Here is a 20,298-nt window from a genome sequence, read left to right as displayed (position 1 = left end):
CCTACTCCACCTCGATCTTCACGACATGGCGCACGCTGCGGCCGCCGCGTTTGTCGCCGGGCACGACGAGGCGGACGCCCTCGTCGCCGGCCAAGGGCTGGCCGTCGCGCTTGACCGCCAGGATCACCTGCTTGCCGGCAAACTCGGGATCGAGCTCGCCGATCGCGAGCAGCACGCCATAGCCATCGGCGCCGGTTACCAGGATGCCGTGGCGCAGATGCGCGCCCTTGGCCTGGCCGTCGACCAGGCCGGCCCGCTGCAGCACGGTCCAGAGCGGCACGCCGGCGTAATCCGCCGCCTCGTCGCCATGGCTGGTCGCGAATGCCACGTGCAGCGATACCAGCGGCTCGGCCGCGAGTGCTGCCGGCGTGAGCGCGAGCGGCTTCGTGACGGCGCCGGTCACGGCGACGTCAGCCCAGGCCGAGGGTGCCGCCAGCGCCAGCGCAGCCACGACCCCCGCAAGCAGGACGCGCATCGTCCGCGCTATTTCGCGACCATCACGTCGGACGCCTTGATCACGGCGACGGCGGCGTCGCCGACCGCGAGGCCCAGGTCGTCGACCGCCTCGTTGGTGATCGACGAGGTGACGATCACGCCACCGCCGATATCGATTTGCACATGAGCCGTCGTCTGTCCCTTGGTCACGGCGACGATCTTGCCCTTGAGCTGGTTACGCGCGCTGAGCTTCACGGTTTTCCCCCTTTGATCCGGTTGGCGCGATGATCCTACTCGCCGCCTCTGTTCAGAGCGCTATATTTGTACGAATATATCGATCTGGAAAGCGTGGGACGGGAGACGAACTCGTGTTTTCATCTGCAGGATCGCCGCGGCTGGTATTGGGCCAGCTTAAGGACGCGCCGGCCTTCTCCGCGGTCAGCGACGACGAGCTGGCCGCGATGCTGAATGCGCCGGCCAAGCGGCGCAGCCGGATCTGGGACCTGGCGCCGAACCTGCACTGCTCCATCGTCGGCACCTGCCTTTCGACGCGCGAGCTGCGGCAGATCGTCGGCAAGCTCGGCGGCCGCGACCTCGACGCGCTCAGCGACCACGAGATCCACGGCGAGGGCGTGCGCCTCGCCGGGCGCCACGACGACGGCGGCAAGCTGCTGCAGAAGGCGCTCGACAAGCGGCACCATGCCGCACTCAACCGTTTCGCCGCCGCCCGGTCGGCCGATGCGGTCGCAGCATTCTGGGACGAAGCCAAGCGGGCCGGCGAGATTCCCGGCGCCTACTGGGCGCTCCTCAGCCATCCGGCCGCGACCGACGCGCTGGTGAAGCAGGCCTTCGCCGATGTGCACATGCTGTCCCACCTGGTGGGCGCCGCCAACCGGGCGGACATCCGGCGCCTGACTGCGCTCGAGAAGGAAAAGGCCGAGCTCGAGCGCAAGCTCGAGAAGAGCCAGGCCCATATCCAGACCGCCGACGCGACGATCCGCCAGCTCGACGCCGCCCTGGCCGCAGCGGTCGCGCGGAATGCCGATAAGCTCGCAACCGGCAAGTCTGCAGAGACAGCAGACGACGAGGTCGCCGCCCTCCGGCGCCTGGTGGGCGAGCTCGACGCGCGGCTCAGGACCGAGGCGGCACGCGCTCTGCGTGCGGAGCGGCGCGCCGAGAAAGCGCAGCGCGACCTGGCCGCGAGCGAGACGGCCCGGCAGCAGGCCGGGGCCCGGGCCGATACCCTGGCGGAGGAACTGGCGGCGATCGAGGCCGAACTCGCTCCGCCGGAAGCCTCGTCCGCCGATTTGCCGGCCGGCGACGGTCGGCCGTCGCTGCCGCCCGGCATCGAAAGCCTGCTCTATGTCGGCGGCCGGCCGGCGGAGATCCGCCGGCTCCGCGCCTTTGCCGATCGCGCGGATATCGAGCTGCTGCATCACGACGGCGGCATCGAGGACCGGTCGGGCCTGCTGCCCGGCCTCGTCAGCCGGGCCGACGTCGCCTGCTTCCCGGTCGATTGCATCAGCCACGACGCGGCGGCAGCGGTGAAGCGCCTGTGCCGCCAGGCCGGCAAGCCGTTCTTGCCGTTGCGCAGCGTCGGCATCGGCTCGCTCCTCGCCGGTCTCGGCCGGCTCGACGCTCTGGCCGTGCGTTCGTAGTGGCCGTGCGTTCGTAGTGGCCGTTCGCCCGTGGGTAGCCTGGCTGCCGGGCCCGTCGTGAATATCCTGTTTACTTCTCTCGACGACCATTGCTGTCTGTTAACAGACCGACAGTCGGGAGCCGCACGTCACGATGCTTCGCGCGTGGTCGCACTTTTCAGCCGTTGCCCTCGCTCTCAGCGGGCTTGCCGGTTGCGTCGACCAGCCGCCGCGAGCCCGCCCCGCCCCACCAACGACCGGCCCGGAAGCGCGGCTGGACGCCGCTTGGCGCCTGACCCTCGGCAGCTATGTCGTACCGGTCGACCCGACCGTGCTGGCCGACGCCGCGACCGAGGGCATGGATGCCGCGGCCGCCGGGCGCACCCCCAACCTAACACCCGGCAGCGCGCCGCGCCCCGATTGGCCGCAACGGCCCGACCTGCAGTGGTCGAGGACGCTCGAGACCAACGTCCTCGATCATCTCCGCACGCTCGCCACCAAGCCCGACGCCAACGCCGACAAGCTGTCGGACGCGGCGATTTCGGCCATGACCGCCGTGCTCGACCCCCATTCCAAGCTGGAGCCGCCCGGCGGCGAGGCGGTGTGGGAGAAGCACGCCGACACAGCCGAGCATTACCGCGGCCTGGGATTCCAGGTTCGGCCGGTGCCGACCGGCTATCTCGTGACCCGGCTCTATCAAAACAGCCCCGCGGTCCATGCCGGGGTCCTGGTCGGCGACATCATCACCGGCTTTGACGGCAAGCGCGCGGTCGACATCGACAACAAAAGCTTCACCCGGCTCTCGCACGAGGAGACGCCCGCCGCTGCCCGGCTCGACATCGATCGCCAGGGCCGGCACCTGCACCTGACGGCGAGCCGCGCCGAGGTCGAGATCCCGCGCGTCGAAGCGCGCCTCGTCGGCGACGTCGCGGTCCTGCGCCTGAACGCCTTCACCCGTGACGCCGGCCCGGAACTGCGCCGCGCCGCTGCCCGCCTGTTCGCCGCCTCGCCGCAGCCACGCGGCCTCGTGCTCGATCTGCGCGGCAACCTGGGCGGGCTTATCTCCGAGGCGGAGGATGCCGCCGGCCTGCTGCTGCCCGACGGTGCCTCGCTCGCCACCTTCTGGAGCGTGGGCCATCCGGACGAGCATCACGTGGCCCATGCCCCCACAGGACTGCCCCGGTCGGTCCCGGTCGTGGTCCTGATCAATGCCGACACCGCGTCCGCCGCCGAGGTGCTGGCCGCGGCGCTGCGCGACCACGGGCGCGCGACGCTCGTCGGATCGCGCAGCTTCGGCAAGGGCATCAGCCAAGGCCATCAGGCTCTGCCCGACGGTCGGACCCTGGTCGCGACCGGCTGGTTCCTGCGCCGGCCGTCCGGCGCCTGGCTGCAGAGCGACGGGCTGGTGCCCGATCTGAAAGTGGCGGGGCTCGAAGAGACATATGCCGGGCACGAGGCCAGCCTGCCGGGCGCGCTGAAGCCCCCGACCCAGGTCGAAGCCGTCGCCGAGCACCCGCCGCCGGCCTCGCCCGCCTGCCTCGCCGCCGGCCGCGCTGCGGCCAACCGCCCGGGCGACCCGCAGCTGCTGGCGGCCATCGCCATGCTCGATTGCCAACATGCAATCGCCCCTGTGATGGAGGCGCATACACCGCTCCCGGCTCCGGCCCAGCCGACGCGCCAGTCCGGCGCCGTCGCGACGAAGGCGAACTGACGCGGCCGCACAAAACCGACCGAACGGATTGTTTCTCGCGCGTGCTTTAGCTACCTCTGTCGGGCTGTCTTGCGGCAATGTCGATGCCGCCCTGGTTCCGAGAGAGTCACGATGGAGAATGCCGCCCGCTCCGAACGTTCCCGCAACGCCGCCATCCAGGCCGCGCTGACCATCATCGCGCGCGATGGCCCGGGTCGGCTCACGCTCGACGCCATCGCGCGCGAAAGCGGCATCAGCAAAGGCGGCGTGATGCACCATTTCCGCACCAAGGGCGCGGTGGTGAAGGCGCTGCTCGAGCATCAGATCGAGCATTTCGAGAAATTCGGCCGCGATTATAGGGCCGCCCTGCCCCCGGGGCATCCCGAGCCGGAACTCGCGACACGAATCGCGACGTCGCGCGAGGCCATCTCCACCCAGAACTCGGTCGCCTTCGCCGTCATCGGCGCGCTCGCCGAAGAGCCTGGCCTCATGTCCATCGTTCGAGAGATCGATGCGACAGCGGTGGAACTCATCAAGGCCGAGGCAACCGATCCGGATCTGGCGCTCCTCCGCTGGGAAGCCGCCAGAGGCCTCATCATCACATCTCTGCTGGGGCATTGCCCGCTCACGGTAGAGCAGCGGCAACGCTTGTTCGATCGCCTGCTCGACAGCCGGCAATGGGCCGCACTGGCGAAGGCCGCGCCCCAGGGTGTTTAGTCCCAGTGCGTGATGGCTGGGCTGGACGTTGAAGATCTCCAGCTTTTGCTTCCAGAGCGCCTCGATGGCCGCGGCTGTACTTTCGGCTTGGAGGGCAGCAGGGACCCGAGTCGCAACCGCCCCACTCGCAACGACAGTCTTCGGCCAGCGATATCACAGGCTTGAGCCATCGGGCGCACCCAAGGCGGCGGCGAACACCGACGCAGCCTGCGGTCGCACGCCGTAATCCGCTTGCCGTGGCGCCCCGAAGGCCCGATGGTGGGCTGGATCGTCACGACCGGTTCCCGAGACGCTCGACACGGCCCCGCTTCCTCCGACCTTGCGGAGGGGCATTCCTTTGAACGACGATCCATCCGGAACGGCAGCAACCATGACCCCGAACGACCCGTCCGGCGACGAGCGCGACGCGCTTCGCCGCAGCACCCGCGCCTTCGAGCGCCCCACGCTCGGGCGCAGCCTGTGGCAGATGGCGAACTCGTTCCTGCCGTTCCTTGCCACCTGCGCGCTTATGTACTGGACGCTTACCTTCTCTCCCCTGCTGACCGCGGCCTTGGGTGTCGCCGCCGCGGGCTTTCTCGTGCGCATCTTCATCATCCAGCACGATTGCGGCCATGGCTCGTTCTTCCGCTCGCGCGCGGCCAACAACGCGGTCGGCACGCTGTGCAGCCTGGTAACCTTCACGCCCTACCTGATGTGGCGGCGCCAGCATGCCGGCCATCACAGCCATTGGAACAATCTCGACCGCCGGCTGTCGGGCACCGACATCTATTCGGGCTGCCTGACGCTCGCGGAATACCAGGCGCTGCCCGGCACCCAGCGCCGGCTCTATCGGGTCATGCAGCATCCTGTCGTCTCCTGGCTCGTCCTGCCGCCGCTCGTCTTCACGCTGCTCTACCGGCTGCCGTTCGATGCGCCGCGCTCCTGGCGCCGGGAACGCTGGGCGGTGCAACTGACCAACTTGGCACTGCTCGCTCTCTATCTGGGGCTAGGCTTCGCGCTGGGCTTCCGCACCGTGTTGCTGGTCCAGGGACCGGTTCTCGCCCTCGGCGCGATCGTCGGCGTCTGGCTGTTCTCGGTCCAGCACCGGTTCGAGGACGCGCTCTGGACGCGGCAGCCGGCGTGGCACCCGGTCTCGGCCTCGATCGAGGGCAGCTCCTATCTCGAACTGCCGGCCCTCTTGCAATGGTTCACCGGCAACATCGGCTTCCACCATGTGCACCATCTGAACCCGCGCATCCCGAACTACCGGCTCGAAGCCTGCCATGACGCGACCCCGGCCCTGCAGACGGCCTTCGTCATGAAGCCCTGGCACGCGCTCAAGTCCTGGCGCGCGGCGCTCTGGGACGAAGGCACGGCACGCATGGTGCCGATCCCGAAGTCGGTGCCGTTGTTCGCAGAGGCCGATACGGTCAGCGATCGCGTCGGGTGACGCCCGACGTCCAAGGTGCCATCGCCCGCTAGATCCGGCAGCACAACAAGAACTCCAAGCCCCTCGTTTGGACGAAGCCCGCCGCAACCATCCTCGACAGCTCAGCCGCTTCCATGAACCGTCTGAATGAGTCGGTGCACGAGCTTCGACCCCGCACCAGCCGGGCGCCTGCGGCGTGGCAAAGGCCGCGCCAATTCCAGCGCGACAAATAAAAAACCGTCTAGACGGTTTTTAAATAGGATGCTAGATATGCCCTTAGAGGTTGGTGAACCGGATTGTCTCAGCGGAGGCCGCATCGCCTGCGCTTCGAACCCGGTCCATGCCGATAAGGAGATGCCAGCATGGTCAAGCGTTACGCATGGAGCCCAGGACGAGGTCTGATGCTGATCATGGTCTTAAGCGCAGGCCTGGCCGGCTGCGGCGTCGTGGCGTTGCCGGTCCGCACGGCCAGCGCCGTGGTCAAGACGGTCCCGGTGGCAGGCCATGTTGCCGCCGCCCCCCTCGACGCGGCGGCCGACGCCATCGACTGATTTCTCCCGATCGATCGGTAACGATCGGCCGAAAAACAAACCGCCCAGACGGCTTATTGACGCTACTGCCCCGGATCAATCGGAGGGCGAGGGAATGGCAACCAGCAAACCGACGCCCGCGGCACAACTCGAACCTGCCGGCATCACCCGCGACGAAGCGGACCCGCTGTTCGAAGCACCGGACCGCTGGTCCATGGCGGACGTGTTGATCCTCGCCGCCCTCGTCACTGGCATTGCCCTGATGGCTGCGGGTGTCTGGTGCGATCCCTTATCCCCGATCACCACCCTGATCGGCTGAAACCCACGCCCATAACCCCAATGGAGATTTGAATGTCCAGTCCAGTGCCCATGCGGCCGCTGTCGATCCTTGCTGTCTGTGCCGCATTGGCCAGCTGCGCGAGTCCCGACCCTGTGTCCTACACGGGCCTTGCCTCCGCGTCCTATTTGAAGCCCAACACGCAGGATACGACCGGCCGGATTCCGTATCGTTATTCCGGTCCGACGGACTGGCGCGGCTATTCGAGGGTCATCATCGATCCGGTCGAGATCTACCAGGGTGCCGACAACCAATTCGGCGACATGGACCAGGAGGATCGTGCCGAACTCGCCAGCTATATGCGAAGCCAGTTCACCCAGAAACTGGGGCAGCGCTTCACGCTTACGGACCGGCCGGCGTCGGGCACGCTGCGCGTCAAGCTGACCCTGACGGGTGCCGCGACGAATACCGCGTTTCTCAGCACCTTCACCCGGTTCGATATCGCCGGCGGCCTCTATAACGGCGTCCAGGCCATCCGAGGGCGCGAAGGCATGATGACGGGCTCCGTGATCTACGCCGTCGAGATCTACGACGCCACCAGCAACCAGCTGCTCGACGCGTTCGTGACGAAGCAATATCCGGGCGCCTACAACGTCGGCGCCAGCATAGGATCGCTCGCGGCCGCCAAGACCGGCATCGACAAGGGTGCCGATGCGCTGGCCGAGCAGCTCACATGATTGCCCGCAATATTTAAAAAGGCCGAGTGCCCTCCGGCCCCCTATCCTTGCCCGCGATTGGAGCGGACGAGGATGAAGACAATGCCGATCACGCGGCGACAGGCCTTGACCGGGCTCGCTCTCACCGCGGCGGCCCGGCCGACCCTGGCCGCGGCCGCCGCACCGCCGGACACGGCCGGCCTGCTGCCGGCGACGAATGTCTGCGTGCTGACGGCCCAGTCGGTCGAAGGGCCGTTCTATTTCGACCCGAAGCTCGAACGGTCCGACATTACCGACGGCCGGGTCGGTGTGCCGCTGCACCTTTTGTTCCAGATCGTCGACGCCGGAACCTGCGCGCCGCTCGCGGGCGCCCGCGTCGACGTCTGGCACGCGGATGCCGACGGGTTCTATTCCGGCTACGACCAGCCGGACAATCACGGCGACACGAGCGTCAAGGCGGCCCGTTTCCTGCGCGGCACCCAGTTCGCCGACCGGACGGGCCTCGTCCGCTTCGACACGATCTATCCCGGCTGGTACCGCGGGCGGACGCCGCACATCCATTTCAAGGTCCTGCTGGACCAGACCTGCGTGCTGAACGGCCAGCTCTATCTGCCCGACGCGCTCAGCGAGTTCATCTATCAGCACGTCCCGCCCTACAACCGCCGCAAGGAAGCACGCGACACGACCAACGCCACGGACGGGATCCTGCGGATGGGCGGCGGCGGGCACGGCGCGTTCTGCTCGATCAAGGAAGAGGCCGACCGCTATCTGGCATCGCTCGTCGTCGCTACGGATCGGAACAGCAAGACGATCGCCGACCGTCCTGGAGACTTTCCCGGCGGCCCACCGCCCGAGGGTATGCCACACGGTCCGCCCCCCGGTCCCCCGCCGACTACAGCGCGGCCCCGGCCCACCGGCTGGGAGCGCTCCCTCGTTCCGGGCGCGCCCAAATAGTCGCAGGGACGCATCCCACTGGCGCGCCGTCGCCGGATGGCCTAACAACGACGGCGTGAACGCACCATTCGCCATACCGGCCCACGCCCCCGCCCCCGCCCCTGCCACGAAGCCGCTCGCCCTGTCGCTCGCCGGCGTCGATCTTCTCGCCGAGCCGAGCGGTGCGCTGTGGTGGCCCGCCGAGCGGACGCTTGTGGTCGCCGACCTGCATTTCGAGAAGGGTGCCGCCTTCGCCCGGCGCGGCACCCTGCTGCCGCCCTACGACACGCGCGCGACGCTGGCAACTCTGGCAGCACTGATCGAGCGCCTCGCCCCGGCGCGAGTCGTAGCACTCGGCGACTCGTTCCATGACGCCGACGGCGCCGAACAGATCGGCCACGACGACGCTGAGCGGCTGGCGATGCTGGTCGCGCACCAGGACTGGATCTGGATCGCCGGCAACCATGATCCGGCACCCGGCCCGGCGCTTGGCGGCCGCATCGTCCCGGATGCGCTGCGGCTGGGTCCGCTCACGCTGCGCCACGAAGCCGCGCGTGACACTGCGCCCGGCGAGCTCAGCGGCCATTTCCACCCCAAGGCCGGCATCTCGATCCATGGCCGGCGGCTCACCTGCCGCTGCTTCGTCGCCGACGACCGGCGCGTGATCCTGCCGGCGTTCGGCGCCTATGCCGGCGGGCTGGACGTGCGCGATCCGGCGATCGCCGATCTGTTCCCGAACGGCTTCGCCGCCTATCTCGCGGGCAAGACGCGCTTGACCATGGTACCGTTCCCGAAAGCGCCCGATGCGCAGCGGCCATTGCCGTTCGACGAGGTCGAAACCGTGAGGACCGATCGATGACGCCCGACATCACCGGCTTCTTCGACGAGACGACGAAGACCGTTTCCTACCTGGTGGCGGATCCCGAGACCGGCGCTGCGGCGATCATCGACCCGGTGCTCGATTTCGATCCCGCGACCGGTGCCGCCTCGACCGTGAATGCCGACCAGATCATCGACACGGTCCGGCAGCGGCATTTCGAGGTGCAGTGGCTGCTCGAAACCCACATCCATGCCGACCATCTGTCGGCAGGCGCCTATCTCAAAGAGCGGCTGGGCGGCCAGCGGGCGATTGGTGCCGGCGTCCGCCAGGTCCGCGCGACCTTCGCCGACCAGTTCGCCCTCGACCCGGACAGCCCGCTCGAGTTCGATCACCTGTTCGCGCCGGAGGAGGCGTTCCGCATCGGCCGGCTCGACGCCCGGGCGCTCGCGACGCCGGGCCACACGCCGGCCTGCCTCAGCTATCTGATCGGCGACGCGATCTTCCTCGGCGACACGCTGTTCATGCCGGACTGCGGCACCGCGCGCGCGGATTTCCCCGGCGGCGACGCGCGCACGCTTTATCGCTCGATCCGCCGCATCCTGGCTCTGCCGGACGAGACCCGGCTGTTCGTCGGCCATGATTATCCGCCGGCGACGCGGCCGGCCGACTGGATGACCACGGTGCCGGATGAGCGCGCCGGCAATACCCATGTGCGCGACGGCATCGACGAGGCAGCCTTCGTCGCCATGCGCGAGGCGCGCGACGCGACGCTCGACCTGCCCCGGCTGTTCCATCCGGCCGTGCGCTTCAACCTGGGCGGCGGCCTGTCCCAGCGCTAGCGTCCGGATCTGAGTGCCTGGGGACGACGCAAGGCTTCCGTCGCGAGGCTGCATGAGCGCGGGCGCGGAAAATTTGCTATGGTCGCGCCCGGCGTCGGCGTTCAGGCCGGTGGCTGTTGTGCGTGGGATCAATGACCTACACCGTCAAGGAACTGTTCCACACCCTGCAGGGTGAGGGTGGACAGGCCGGTCGTTCGGCCGTCTTTTGCCGTTTTGCCGGCTGCAACCTGTGGTCCGGCCGCGAGGCCGACCGGGCGTCGGCAACCTGTCAATTCTGCGATACCGACTTCGTTGGCACGGATGGCCCGGGCGGCGGCAAGTTCGCCGATGCCGCGGCGCTCGCCGACCGTATCCTCGCGACTTGGGCCGCCGGATCCGAGCGGCGCTATGTGGTGATGACCGGCGGCGAGCCGCTGTTGCAGCTGGACCGGCCGGTCATCGACGCCCTCCATGCCCGCGGCTTCGAGATCGCGGTCGAGACCAACGGCACGATCGAACCGCCGCAAGGGCTCGACTGGATCTGCGTCAGCCCGAAGCAAGGGGCTGACCTGGTCGCCCGGCGCGGCTCGGAACTCAAGGTCGTCTATCCCCAGCCGGGACAGGACCTGGATGCGCTCGCCCGGCTCGATTTCCAGCATTTCTTCCTGCAGCCCATGGACGGGCCCGACCGCGCGGCCAATACCGCCGCCGCCGTCGCCTATTGCCTTGCCCATCCGCACTGGCGCCTGTCGCTGCAGACCCACAAATTTATTGGGATCGCCTGAGTTGGCCTACGACATCGAAATCACCAAGGAATTCCGCTTCGACGCGGCCCATTGCCTGCCGAACATGCCGGACGGGCACATGTATCGCCGCCTGCACGGCCATTCCTTCCGGGTCGAGGTCTCGCTCGACGGCGCGCCCGACCCGAAGCTCGGCTGGATTGCCGACTTCAGCGAGGTCGACCGGGTGCTGGCCGGCCTCGCGGCCGAGCTCGACCACACGACCCTGAACGAGATCCCCGGCCTCGAAAACCCGACCCTGGAAGTGATCGGCACCTGGATCTTCGAACGCGCCGCAGAGCGCCTGTCCGGAGTCGTCCGCGTGACAATCCACCGCGATTCGATCGGCGAGCGCTGCACGATCCGGCGGCGCGGCGCCTGACCCTGCCTGCGTTATAACCCGTCATCCCCGCGAAGGTGGGGATGACGGAATAAGCAGAGGTGGGTCCTCGCGCCCCATCCGACAACCCACCTGCCGGCCTGACCGCCGCGCGTCCGTCGCGATAGAAAACATCGATCACGTTCGTTAACCTTGTTCCCGATCCATCAGACGGACGAGAGGAAGACGGCATGTCGGCGCAATCGGCGATCGGACGTTTCGGCAGCGGCCGTGAGGTGCGGCGGATCGAGGACGCGGCCCTGCTCGCCGGGCGCGGCCGGTTCACGGACGACGTCGCGACCGCCGGCCAGACGGCGCTCGCTTTCCTGCGCTCGCCCCACGCCCATGCGCGCATCGTCTCGATCGATGCCAGCGAGGCGCTCGCCATGCCGGGCGTCGTCGCCGTGCTGACCGGCGCCGACCTGGTCGCGGCCGGCGTGAAGCCGCTGCCGCTGGCACCAATGTTCAAGAGGCCGGACGGCTCACCCGCCGAGACGCCGTTGCGTCCGGCGCTCGCCCACGAGGTCGTCCGCTTCGTCGGCGAGGCGGTTGCCGCTGTGATCGCCGAGACGCGCGACCAGGCGAAGGACGCGCTCGAGGGCATCCAGGTCGAGTACGAGGAGTTGCCGGTCGTGACCGCCCTCGCGGATGCCGTAGCGCCCGGCGCGCCGCAGGTCTGGCCGGCCGCGAGCGACAATATCGCGGCGCAGATGCGGCACGGCGATGCCGCGGCGACCGACGCCGCCTTCGCGGCCGCCGCTCATGTCGTCTCACTCGACGTCGTCAACCAGCGCCTGGCGCCGACGCCCTTGGAGCCGCGCAGCGCGCTCGGCATCTACGACGCCGCGACCGATCGGCTGACGCTCCGCCTTTCGAGCCAGATGCCGTCGGGCGCCCGTGACACGCTGTGCAATGCCGTGCTCGGCATTCCGACCGACAAGGTGCGCGTGGTCGTCGACGATGTCGGCGGCGGCTTCGGCATGAAGACCGGCCTCTATCCGGAAGATATCGTCGTGGCCTATGCGGCGCGCCAGCTGAAGCGGCCGGTGAAATGGACGGCCGAGCGGATCGAGGAATTCCTGGCCGCGACCCACGGGCGCGACACCGAGAGCCGGGCCGAGCTGGCGCTCGACGCGAACGGCAAGGTGCTGGGCTATCGCGTCCGCTCGCTCTGCAACATGGGCGCCTATGCCGGCACGTCGGGCATCATCATCCAGCTGCTGATCGGCCCCTGGGTCACGACCAGCATCTACGACATCCGCACGATCGATCTCGAACTGAATGCCGTGCTGACCAACACCGCACCGACCGCCGCCTATCGCGGCGCCGGCCGGCCGGAGGCGATCTTCCTGATCGAGCGGCTGTTCGACGTAGCCGCGCGCGAACTCGGCCTCGACCCGGCCGAGATCCGCCGGCGCAACCTGATCGATCCGCAGCAGATGCCCTACACCAACGCCATGGGCCAGACCTACGACAGCGGCAAGTTCGGCTCGGTCCTGACCCAGGCGCTCGAGCTCGCGCAATGGGACGCGTTCCCGGCACGCGAGGCGGCATCGCGCGCCCGCGGCAAGCTGCGCGGCGGCGGCCTCGCCTCGTTCCTCGAATGGACCGGCGGCAACGTGTTCGAGGAGCGTGTCACGGTCGCGGTCTCAGGCGCGGGCGAGATCGAGGTCTATGCCGCGACCATGCCGATGGGCCAGGGCATCGCGACCTCCTACGCCCAGCTGGTGGTCGACACGTTCGGCGTGCCGATCGACAAGATCCGCATCATCATGGGCGACACCGACCGCGGCCAGGGCTTCGGCAGTGCCGGCTCGCGCTCGCTCTTCACTGCAGGCTCGGCGATCCGGCACGCCACCGAACAGGCAGTCACGACCGGACGCGAGCTCGCGGGCGACGTGCTCGAGGCCGCCGCCGTCGACATCGAATATGCCGAGGGCGTGTTCCGCGTCGCCGGCACCGATCGTGAGATCGGCCTGTTCGAGCTGGCGGACCGCCAGCCCGACCGTCGCATCTTCGTCGACATGACGAGCAAGGTGCAGGGGCCGAGCTGGCCCAACGGCGCCCATATCTGCGAGGTCGAGGTCGATCCGGACACCGGCGTGGTCGAGATCCAGTCCTACGTCTCGGCCAACGACGTCGGCCGCGTCGTCAACCCGCTGATCGTGCGCGGCCAGCTCGACGGCGGCGCCGTGCAGGGCATCGGTCAGGCGCTGGGCGAATACATGCGCTACGACGAGGCGTCCGGTCAGGCAGTGACGGCGAGCCTCATGGACTATGCGATGCCGCGCGCCGATATCTTGCGCGACTTCGTCCATGTGCTCGACCAGTCGACGCCGTGTCTCAACAACCCGCTCGGCGTCAAGGGCGTGGGCGAGCTCGGCACGATCGGTGCCACGCCTGCGGTGGTGAACGCGGTCGCCGATGCGCTCGTCCGCGCCGGCCGAGCGTCGGAAGCAGATGCGCTGCAGATGCCGCTGACGCCGCTCAAGCTCTGGCAGGCGTTGCACTAACCGGCGGCAGCGGTTCCGAGGATGGTCGCCGCACTGCTCCAGACGAAGCGCACGCCCAGCAGGAACACCAGCGCAAAGGAGATCCGGTAGAACAGCGCTGGATCGAGGCGCCGGTGCAGCCAGAAGCCGAGCGCAATGCCGACGAGCGCCACGGGGCTCAACGCCGCCGAGGTGATGAGGCTCGTGCGCGTGAACAGGCCGAGCCAGGCGAATGGCACGAGCTTCGTGAAATTGACCACGGCGAAGAAGACCGCCGTGGTGCCGACGAACAGCGTCTTGTCGAGCCGGAGCGTCATCAGATAGATCGAGAACGGCGGCCCGCCGGCGTTCGCGAGAAAGCTCGTGATGCCGGAGAGGAACGACCAGAACACGCCCTGCGCCGGCCGTCTCCCGCTGAATCGCCCCTCGCCCCCCGGCCCTTCATGGGTGCGTTGCCGGCGTGGTGCCGCGAGCCAGCGCCGCAAGGGAAAGGCGACAGCGATCGTGCCGATCGCCAGACGCAACCAGACGTCCGGCAGGGTGCCGACACCGACCGCGCCGAGCGCAATGCCGATTAGCGCGCCCGGCAGGGTGATCGCCAGGATCCGGCCGTCCCAGCGGCCGCGATAGCCCCAGAGCGACGCCGCATCCATCAGGCAGATGATCGGCAGCAGGATCGGCGTCACCTCAGCGACCGGCAGGCGGAGCGCAATGAGCGGCACCGCGAGCACGCCGAGCCCGGCGCCGAAACCGCCCTTGGAAATGCTGGTGATGAGCAGCGCCGGGATCGCCAACGCATAGAACCAGGGATCGGTGATCACGGTGGCGACCTGCGCAAGCTCCTGAAAACAGAGGCGCCTTATAGCAACCAGTCGCCACGCCCTCTATGCGACCGATAATCACTCTCAATAACGTGACCCAAAAACCAAAGAGAGGAGGCTGCTGCCCCCTCTCCGTCTTGCGCGTCAGGCTGCGGCCCGCTGCTCGATATAGGCCGTAAGATCCTCGATGGTGACGACGGGCATGGCGTGGCGTCGCGCGAACTCCAGGAGCTCGGGCAGGCGCGCCATGGTGCCGTCCTCGTTCATGACCTCGCACAGCACGCCGGCCGGCTTGCGCCCGGCGAGTTGCATGAGCTCGATCGTCGCTTCCGTATGGCCGCGCCGGGCGAGCACCCCGCCCGGATGCGCCCGGAGCGGAAAGACATGGCCCGGCCGCGCCAGGTCTTCGGGCCGGCAGTCGTCGGCGATCGCCGTGCGGATCGTCGTCACCCGATCAGCGGCCGAGACGCCGGTCGTCACCCCCTCCTTGGCCTCGATCGAGACCGTGAAGGGCGTGCCGTAGCGCCCGGTGTTCCGGCTTACCATCGGCGGCAAGTCGAGTGCCCTCGCCCGCTCGTCGGTGATGACCAGGCAGACGATGCCCGAGCACGCCCGGATCAAGAGGTTCATCTGTTGGGGAGAAATCGTCTCGGCGGCGAAGATGATGTCGCCTTCGTTTTCGCGATCCTCGTCGTCGACGACGATCACGCCGCCGCCGGCCCGGATCTGGGCCGCCGCCCGCTCGACCCGCACGTTGGCCGTACCGAAATCGGCCAGGGTCAGCGGGGTTTCGTCATTCTGATTCATGTCACTCACTCCAAATGGGGCGAGCCTGAATCAGGGCGCGTCAAAGAGTGACCGAAGATCGCCCGCAAACGCGCGAGACGAACCCCGGGCGTAGGCAGCCGTCAGCCGGGGAAGATCCCCCGGACGAACGTCCACCAACTCGTCCTCTTCCATCCGGACTATACCGTCGGCCCCGGCTTCACACCGGATCTGCTGACCTTCGCGGCCTTCAAGGCCTCGAAGCGCTCGCGGGCTCCCGCCCTCTTGCGAGGACGATTACCGCCGGTCGGGAATTGCACCCTGCCCTGAGAACAAGCATCCGTTCGATCCTTCTCGAAGAAGGACCATTTCCAACATGGGATGGCTCGTCGGGCGCGTCAAGCCGCCTCGCCTACCACTTTGTCGCGGCGATGGTCACGGTCCGGCCCGTCCGTTGACCCCCGGAGGGCGCGCGCCTAACTTAGGAGCCGTGCGGGCATCCCCGATCGCCTGCGGAGGAGAGACATGAGCGAGACCGATCGCGTGGCATCCGCGGCCCGGCGCCGTTTCCTGAGCTCGACCGCGCTCGGCGGGCTCAGCCTGCTCGGTGGCGTCGGCCTGCTCATGAGCGCCCGGACGGCGCGTGCCTGGTCCGAGCAGCCGATGGATGCGGCGACTCACAGGCTCTATGCCGACCGCTGCAAGCTCGCGACCGACGGCTATCACGAGCAGCTGGCAGCGGAAGAGCGCACCAAGCTCGCCGGCACCATGAGCGACGCCCAGATCACGGCGGCGCTCGCGGCCATGCGCTGCCCGATTTGCGGCTGTCCGGTCGTGGCCTCTGCGCCGGTCGCGACCACTGCAGGCAAAGCAGGCTGAGCCACTATGTTCGAGCCCAAGAGCCACGACCACGCCCATTGCATCGAGGATGCGATCGACCGCGCGGAGCTCGTGTGCGGCGCGCGCGGCGCGCGGCTGACCGACATCCGCCGCCAGGTGCTGGAACTGATCTGGAAGCGCCACGAGCCGATCGGCGCCTATGATTTGCTCGACGCGCTGCGCACCACCCATCGGCGCGCGGCACCGCCGACCGTCTATCGCGCGCTCGATTTCCTGATGGAGCACGGCCTGGTGCATCGCATCGAATCGCTCAACGCCTATGTCGGCTGCCCGCACCCGGAACAGGCGCACAGCGGCCAGTTCCTGATCTGCCGCGGCTGCGGCTCGATCGGCGAGCTCGACGATCCGGAAATCGCCGAGGCGGTCCGCGCGCGCGCCGCGCGCCTGGGCTTCCGCGCCGAGCGCCAGACGATCGAGGTGCGCGGCCTCTGCGCGGAATGCAGTCGGGTCAATACTGAAGCAGCACGGGTCGTCCAATGACTAAGCGTCTGCCGGTCACGGTGCTGACCGGTTTCCTCGGCAGCGGCAAGACCACGCTGCTCGCCCGGCTGCTGCAGCGACCGGAGATGAAGAACACGGCCGTCATCATCAATGAGTTCGGCGAGGTCGGGCTCGACCACGAATTGATCCGGACCGGCGACGAGACGGTGGCGCTTTTGGAGAGCGGCTGCGTCTGCTGCACGCTCCGGAGCGATCTCGCCGACACGCTCAAGGAACTGTTCCTGAAGCGGGTCAAAGGTCAGATCCCGGAATTCGACCGCGTCATCGTCGAGACCACGGGCTTGGCCGACCCGGCGCCGCTGCTCCATACGCTGATCGTCGAGCCCTTGACGGCGGCGCGCTATCGGCTCGAAGGCGTGGTCACGACCGTCGATGCGGTCAATGCCGACGCCCAGATGGACGTGCACCGCGAGGCGGTGAAGCAGGCCGCCGTCGCCGACCGCATCGTGCTCACCAAGACGGACATCGCGACGCCCGAGGCGATCCAGCGCGTCCGTGCACGGCTCGCGGACATCAATCCAGGCGCCGAACCGATCGTCGCCAGCCACGGCTCCGTCGATCCTGACCAATTGTTCGGCATGGCGCTCGACAACCGCGGCGACCGGCTCGAGGCCTGGCTCGCCGCCGACGCCCATGCCGCCCGGCACGATCACCGCGGCCACCATGATCACGATCATCACGACCACGATCATGATCATGATGATGCGCACCATCACCACGACGGCATCGAGAGCTTCTGCGTCGCCTATGCCGAGCCGCTCGACTGGGAGGCGATCGCCGAGGCGCTCGACCGGCTGGTCTCGATCTCGGGCGACAAGATCCTGCGCGTGAAGGGCATCCTCGATATCGCCGGCAACGACCGGCCGGTCGTCGTGCACGGCGTGCAGCACCTGTTCCATCCGCCGAGCCAGCTCGACGGCTGGCCCGCCGGCACGCCGCGCTCGAGCCGGCTCGTGTTCATCACGAACGGCCTCGGCCGCGAGCCGATCCAGCGCAGCCTCGACCTGTTCCTCGACCGCGCCCGGCTTTGATCGACCAGTTCTGCCCCCGGGGCTCCGATCGTCAGCTGTGGAGCGACAAGCCCTTCAGGATCTTGTCGACGTCCTTGCGGTCGGCGCGCAGCGCGAAACCGACCAGGTTGAGCTCGGCACTCGCGACGGCGCGGACCGCGGCGCGGTTCGCCTCGTCATGGCCGGTCACGAACAGCTCCTCGGTGAAGATCGCAAGCCGGACGTCCCGCTCCATCGCGCGCTCATAGGCGCGTCGTAGGTCAGCCGCGTCGCCGGCGAACACCAGCACCGGCTGGCGGAACATCGGCAGATATTCCTGGCCCGAGGCGTCGCGATACGGCTCGCCCACCGTCGCGGGATCGGTCGCGGCAAGGCCGCTCACCGTGAAGGCGGTCACGTTCAGCTTCTGCCAGACCGGCAAATCGGCGCGCAGCACCACGGCAATCTTGGTATCGAATCGCATGCCCGTCGTCGTCCTTCTTGGATGATCCGACGAGGATGTTATCCTCAAGCCCCGCTTGCCCGCTTGTACCGGGTTGCCGGCCGGGACCCGCCATGGGACCCGGAACCCGCCATGGGACTTGGCATGCCCCGAGACCTCGCCGCCGATTGGACCGAATATGCGACCGCGCCCGAACCGGGCGTCGAGCTGTTGCGCGCCCGCATGCGCCGCCATGTCTACGAACGCCACGCCCATGACGGCTATGCGCTGGGCGTCACCGACTGGGGCGTCCAGGCCTTCCGCTGCCGCGGCGGCGCCCATGCCAGCACGGCGGGCATGGTCATGGCGTTCAACCCGGACGAGCCACACGACGGCCACGCCGGCGACGACGCGGGCTTCGCCTATCGCATGCTCTATATCGAGACCGCAGCCGTCCGCGCCGTGCTGGAGGATGCGCGCGAGCGGCCCGGCCCGCTGCCGTTCTTTGCCGCCCCGCTCATCGCCGATCCGACCGCCGGCCTGCTCGTCGCCCGCACGCACGCGCTCCTCACCACATCGTCGTCCCGCCTCGAGCGCGACGCTGCCTTCAGCGCCATGATCCGGCGGCTCGCGGCCCATGGCGGCCTCGGCACCGAGCCGCGCGCGGCAGGCCGCCACGACCGGGCGCTCGACCGGGTGCGCGAGCGGCTGCACGCCGACGCAGCGACGGAGGTCGCGACCGCGGAACTCGCGGCCCTCGCCAGCATGAGCCGCTACGAGCTGTGCCGCCAGTTCCATCGCCGCTTCGGCCTGCCGCCGCACGCCTATCAGCTGCGGCTCCGGCTGGCGGAAGCGAAACGGCTGCTGGCCGCAGGCGAGCCGGCGGCGGAAGTCGCAGCCGCAGCAGGATTCGTCGACCAGAGCCACCTCAATCGGCGCTTCAAGGGCGCCTTCGGCATCACGCCGGTCCAGTTCGCACGCGCGGTTCAGCAGTCCGGCGGTCAGTTCGGTAGCGGGCCGACATAGCGCGCCCGCGGCCGGATCAGGCGGCCCTCGCCGACCTGCTCCAGCGCATGGGCGAGCCAGCCGGCGGTGCGGCCGATCGCGAACAGGGCAATCGCAGCACCTGCCGGCAGAACCAGTCCACGGCTGAGGGCGACGAGCCCGACGTCGATCGTCGGCGCCTGGCCGGCGAGGTCGGCCACGGCGCGCACCAAAGCCTCGGCACGCGCATCCGGCGCCGCAAGCGCCAGCAGGGCCGCACCGCGCGGATCACCCGCCGGATAGAGCGGATGGCCGAACCCCGGCACCCCCTCGCCGCGCGCGAGCCGGCCGGCAACGAGCCGCTCCGCATCGCCGTCGCGCGCGAGCGCCTCGAACAGCACCTCGACCTGCGCCGTCATGCCGCCGTGGCGCGGCCCGGAGAGGGCGGCAAGCCCGCCCAGGAGCGCTGCCGGCAGCGAGGCGCCGGTCGAGGCGACACACCGCATGGTGAAGGCCGAGGTGTTCAATTCATGGTCGGCCGACAGCACCAGCGCCGCCCTGAGCCGGTCCGCCCCCGCCGCATCGAGCCCCCAGGCCTCGGCCAGTACCTGATGAATGGGCTGGTCCGACGGCGCCCGGCCGATCGCGGCGGCCGCGACCAGGCGCAGCAACTCCGAGGCCTCGGGCCACAGCCGCGCTGCCGCGCGACCGGTGGTCGGCAAGGACGGCGGCGTCAGCGCCAGCAGGGCTGCGGCCCGCTCGATTGGCGTCAGCGCCGTGAGGTGCGGCAGGACGGCCGGCCAGGCCGCCGGCATCGGCGGCGCCGGCCGATCGAACGGGTCCGTTGCACCGCAGTCCCATAGCAGCCGCGCGGTCGCCTCGAGCGTCGCCGTGCCGGCGAGCGCCGTCGCATCCCGCCCGCGATAATGAAGCCGCCCGTCAGCGATCAGGGTGATGCCCGATTCGAGCACCGGCAGACCCCAGTCGAGCGTCGTCTCCGCCACCGTCTCAGGCCGGCGGCCGCGCGCCTTGCGCGTCTTCAGTGCCTCGATGTCGACCCGGCGATAGAGCCGGCGCCGTGGGTCGGCCGGGTCCGGCTCCGCCCGGATCTGGCCGCGGCTGACATAGGCATAGAGCGTCGCCCGCCCGACGCCCAGCAGCGCCGTCGCCTCGGCGGCATCGATCAGATCTCCGGCCGGCAACGCGATCTCCATATATTGATGTATTGAATCAATATTGACGATATTAACCACCGATCCGAT

General features: G+C 68.8%; 23 protein-coding genes and 1 riboswitch. Of the genes, 17 read left to right on the top strand and 6 right to left on the bottom strand.

Translation table 11 applies throughout. From position 1 onward, the window contains the following. Position 1: 1 nt before the first annotated feature. Positions 2-475: a molybdopterin-dependent oxidoreductase gene (locus IEY58_RS31800; RefSeq protein WP_189052213.1), complete on the bottom strand. Its 474-nt coding sequence runs from the start codon at positions 473-475 to the stop codon at positions 2-4. A gap of 8 nt (positions 476-483) precedes the next feature. Then, positions 484-690, bottom strand: a complete 207-nt coding sequence (locus tag IEY58_RS31795; RefSeq protein ID WP_189052212.1) for a TOBE domain-containing protein — start codon at positions 688-690, stop codon at positions 484-486. Between the two features lie 146 nt (positions 691-836). Here IEY58_RS31795 and IEY58_RS31790 point away from each other — a divergent pair, with 146 nt between their 5' ends. The 13 genes from IEY58_RS31790 to IEY58_RS31730 all read left to right on the top strand — a co-directional run bounded on the left by IEY58_RS31790 (position 837) and on the right by IEY58_RS31730 (position 13,655). Beyond that, positions 837-2,093, top strand: coding sequence for a DUF2325 domain-containing protein (locus IEY58_RS31790; RefSeq protein WP_189052211.1), 1,257 nt, complete (start codon positions 837-839; stop codon positions 2,091-2,093). A gap of 133 nt (positions 2,094-2,226) precedes the next feature. Continuing rightward, a complete protein-coding gene (locus IEY58_RS31785) occupies positions 2,227-3,783 on the top strand; it encodes a S41 family peptidase (protein WP_189052210.1) in 1,557 nt (518 codons plus the stop codon). Positions 3,784-3,894: 111 nt separating this feature from the next. After that, positions 3,895-4,479 (top strand): TetR/AcrR family transcriptional regulator, encoded by a 585-nt coding sequence (locus tag IEY58_RS31780; RefSeq protein WP_189052209.1) that lies wholly within the window; start codon positions 3,895-3,897, stop codon positions 4,477-4,479. Between the two features lie 370 nt (positions 4,480-4,849). Further along, positions 4,850-5,908, top strand: coding sequence for a fatty acid desaturase family protein (locus IEY58_RS31775; protein WP_189052208.1), 1,059 nt, complete (start codon positions 4,850-4,852; stop codon positions 5,906-5,908). A 341-nt stretch (positions 5,909-6,249) separates the two neighbouring features. Continuing rightward, the gene (locus IEY58_RS31770) at positions 6,250-6,438 is read left to right on the top strand and encodes a DUF6726 family protein (RefSeq protein WP_189052207.1); all 189 of its coding nucleotides are present in this window, start codon (positions 6,250-6,252) and stop codon (positions 6,436-6,438) included. A gap of 94 nt (positions 6,439-6,532) precedes the next feature. After that, positions 6,533-6,736, top strand: coding sequence for a hypothetical protein (locus IEY58_RS31765; protein WP_189052206.1), 204 nt, complete (start codon positions 6,533-6,535; stop codon positions 6,734-6,736). A gap of 32 nt (positions 6,737-6,768) precedes the next feature. Continuing rightward, positions 6,769-7,431, top strand: coding sequence for a DUF3313 domain-containing protein (locus IEY58_RS31760; protein ID WP_189052205.1), 663 nt, complete (start codon positions 6,769-6,771; stop codon positions 7,429-7,431). A 72-nt stretch (positions 7,432-7,503) separates the two neighbouring features. Beyond that, entirely contained in the window at positions 7,504-8,364 is an 861-nt protein-coding gene (locus tag IEY58_RS31755) for an intradiol ring-cleavage dioxygenase (RefSeq protein ID WP_229744115.1), read from the top strand. Between the two features lie 55 nt (positions 8,365-8,419). Next, positions 8,420-9,202, top strand: a complete 783-nt coding sequence (pdeM, locus tag IEY58_RS31750; RefSeq protein WP_229744114.1) for a ligase-associated DNA damage response endonuclease PdeM — start codon at positions 8,420-8,422, stop codon at positions 9,200-9,202. Beyond that, positions 9,199-10,002 carry an MBL fold metallo-hydrolase gene (locus tag IEY58_RS31745; RefSeq protein ID WP_189052204.1) on the top strand — a complete coding sequence of 268 codons (804 nt, stop codon included), beginning with the start codon at positions 9,199-9,201 and terminating at the stop codon, positions 10,000-10,002. The genes pdeM and IEY58_RS31745 overlap by 4 nt, the downstream gene beginning before the upstream one ends. 131 nt (positions 10,003-10,133) lie before the next feature. After that, positions 10,134-10,766, top strand: a complete 633-nt coding sequence (queE, locus tag IEY58_RS31740) for a 7-carboxy-7-deazaguanine synthase (RefSeq protein WP_189052203.1) — start codon at positions 10,134-10,136, stop codon at positions 10,764-10,766. Position 10,767: 1 nt separating this feature from the next. Next, complete coding sequence (locus tag IEY58_RS31735; protein WP_229744113.1) at positions 10,768-11,145, top strand: 6-pyruvoyl trahydropterin synthase family protein; 378 nt, start codon at positions 10,768-10,770, stop codon at positions 11,143-11,145. Positions 11,146-11,333: 188 nt separating this feature from the next. Further along, entirely contained in the window at positions 11,334-13,655 is a 2,322-nt protein-coding gene (locus tag IEY58_RS31730) for a xanthine dehydrogenase family protein molybdopterin-binding subunit (protein ID WP_189052202.1), read from the top strand. Here the strand turns inward: IEY58_RS31730 and IEY58_RS31725 are convergent. Next, positions 13,652-14,455, bottom strand: a complete 804-nt coding sequence (locus tag IEY58_RS31725; protein ID WP_229744112.1) for a sulfite exporter TauE/SafE family protein — start codon at positions 14,453-14,455, stop codon at positions 13,652-13,654. The two genes, IEY58_RS31730 and IEY58_RS31725, sit on opposite strands and share 4 nt — an antisense overlap. Before the next feature lie 144 nt (positions 14,456-14,599). Continuing rightward, positions 14,600-15,262 (bottom strand): 3,4-dihydroxy-2-butanone-4-phosphate synthase, encoded by a 663-nt coding sequence (ribB, locus tag IEY58_RS31720; RefSeq protein ID WP_189052201.1) that lies wholly within the window; start codon positions 15,260-15,262, stop codon positions 14,600-14,602. Positions 15,263-15,399: 137 nt separating this feature from the next. Continuing rightward, positions 15,400-15,558, bottom strand: a riboswitch (FMN riboswitch). 187 nt (positions 15,559-15,745) lie between these two features. Between ribB and IEY58_RS31715 the strand changes: the two genes are divergently transcribed. The 3 genes from IEY58_RS31715 to IEY58_RS31705 are packed head-to-tail and all read left to right on the top strand — an operon-like array spanning position 15,746 to position 17,652. Continuing rightward, on the top strand, positions 15,746-16,099 hold the full coding sequence (locus tag IEY58_RS31715) for a hypothetical protein (protein ID WP_189052200.1): 354 nt from the start codon (positions 15,746-15,748) through the stop codon (positions 16,097-16,099). 6 nt (positions 16,100-16,105) lie between these two features. Then, entirely contained in the window at positions 16,106-16,600 is a 495-nt protein-coding gene (locus IEY58_RS31710) for a Fur family transcriptional regulator (RefSeq protein ID WP_189052199.1), read from the top strand. Continuing rightward, on the top strand, positions 16,597-17,652 hold the full coding sequence (locus IEY58_RS31705; protein ID WP_189052198.1) for a CobW family GTP-binding protein: 1,056 nt from the start codon (positions 16,597-16,599) through the stop codon (positions 17,650-17,652). The genes IEY58_RS31710 and IEY58_RS31705 overlap by 4 nt, the downstream gene beginning before the upstream one ends. A gap of 31 nt (positions 17,653-17,683) precedes the next feature. Here the strand turns inward: IEY58_RS31705 and IEY58_RS31700 are convergent, their stop codons facing one another. Next, entirely contained in the window at positions 17,684-18,094 is a 411-nt protein-coding gene (locus tag IEY58_RS31700; protein WP_189052197.1) for a DUF2000 family protein, read from the bottom strand. Between the two features lie 123 nt (positions 18,095-18,217). Between IEY58_RS31700 and IEY58_RS31695 the strand changes: the two genes are divergently transcribed. After that, complete coding sequence (locus tag IEY58_RS31695) at positions 18,218-19,078, top strand: AraC family transcriptional regulator (protein ID WP_189052196.1); 861 nt, start codon at positions 18,218-18,220, stop codon at positions 19,076-19,078. On the opposite strand, the gene IEY58_RS31690 is transcribed toward IEY58_RS31695, so the two are convergent. After that, positions 19,054-20,238 (bottom strand): citrate synthase family protein, encoded by a 1,185-nt coding sequence (locus tag IEY58_RS31690; protein WP_229744111.1) that lies wholly within the window; start codon positions 20,236-20,238, stop codon positions 19,054-19,056. The genes IEY58_RS31695 and IEY58_RS31690 overlap by 25 nt on opposite strands. Positions 20,239-20,298 lie beyond the last annotated feature (60 nt).

The sequence above is a fragment of the Aliidongia dinghuensis genome, from assembly GCF_014643535.1.
GTDB classification, from domain to species: Bacteria; Pseudomonadota; Alphaproteobacteria; order ATCC43930; family CGMCC-115725; genus Aliidongia; species Aliidongia dinghuensis.
This window is presented reverse-complemented; position numbering and strand designations above follow the sequence as displayed.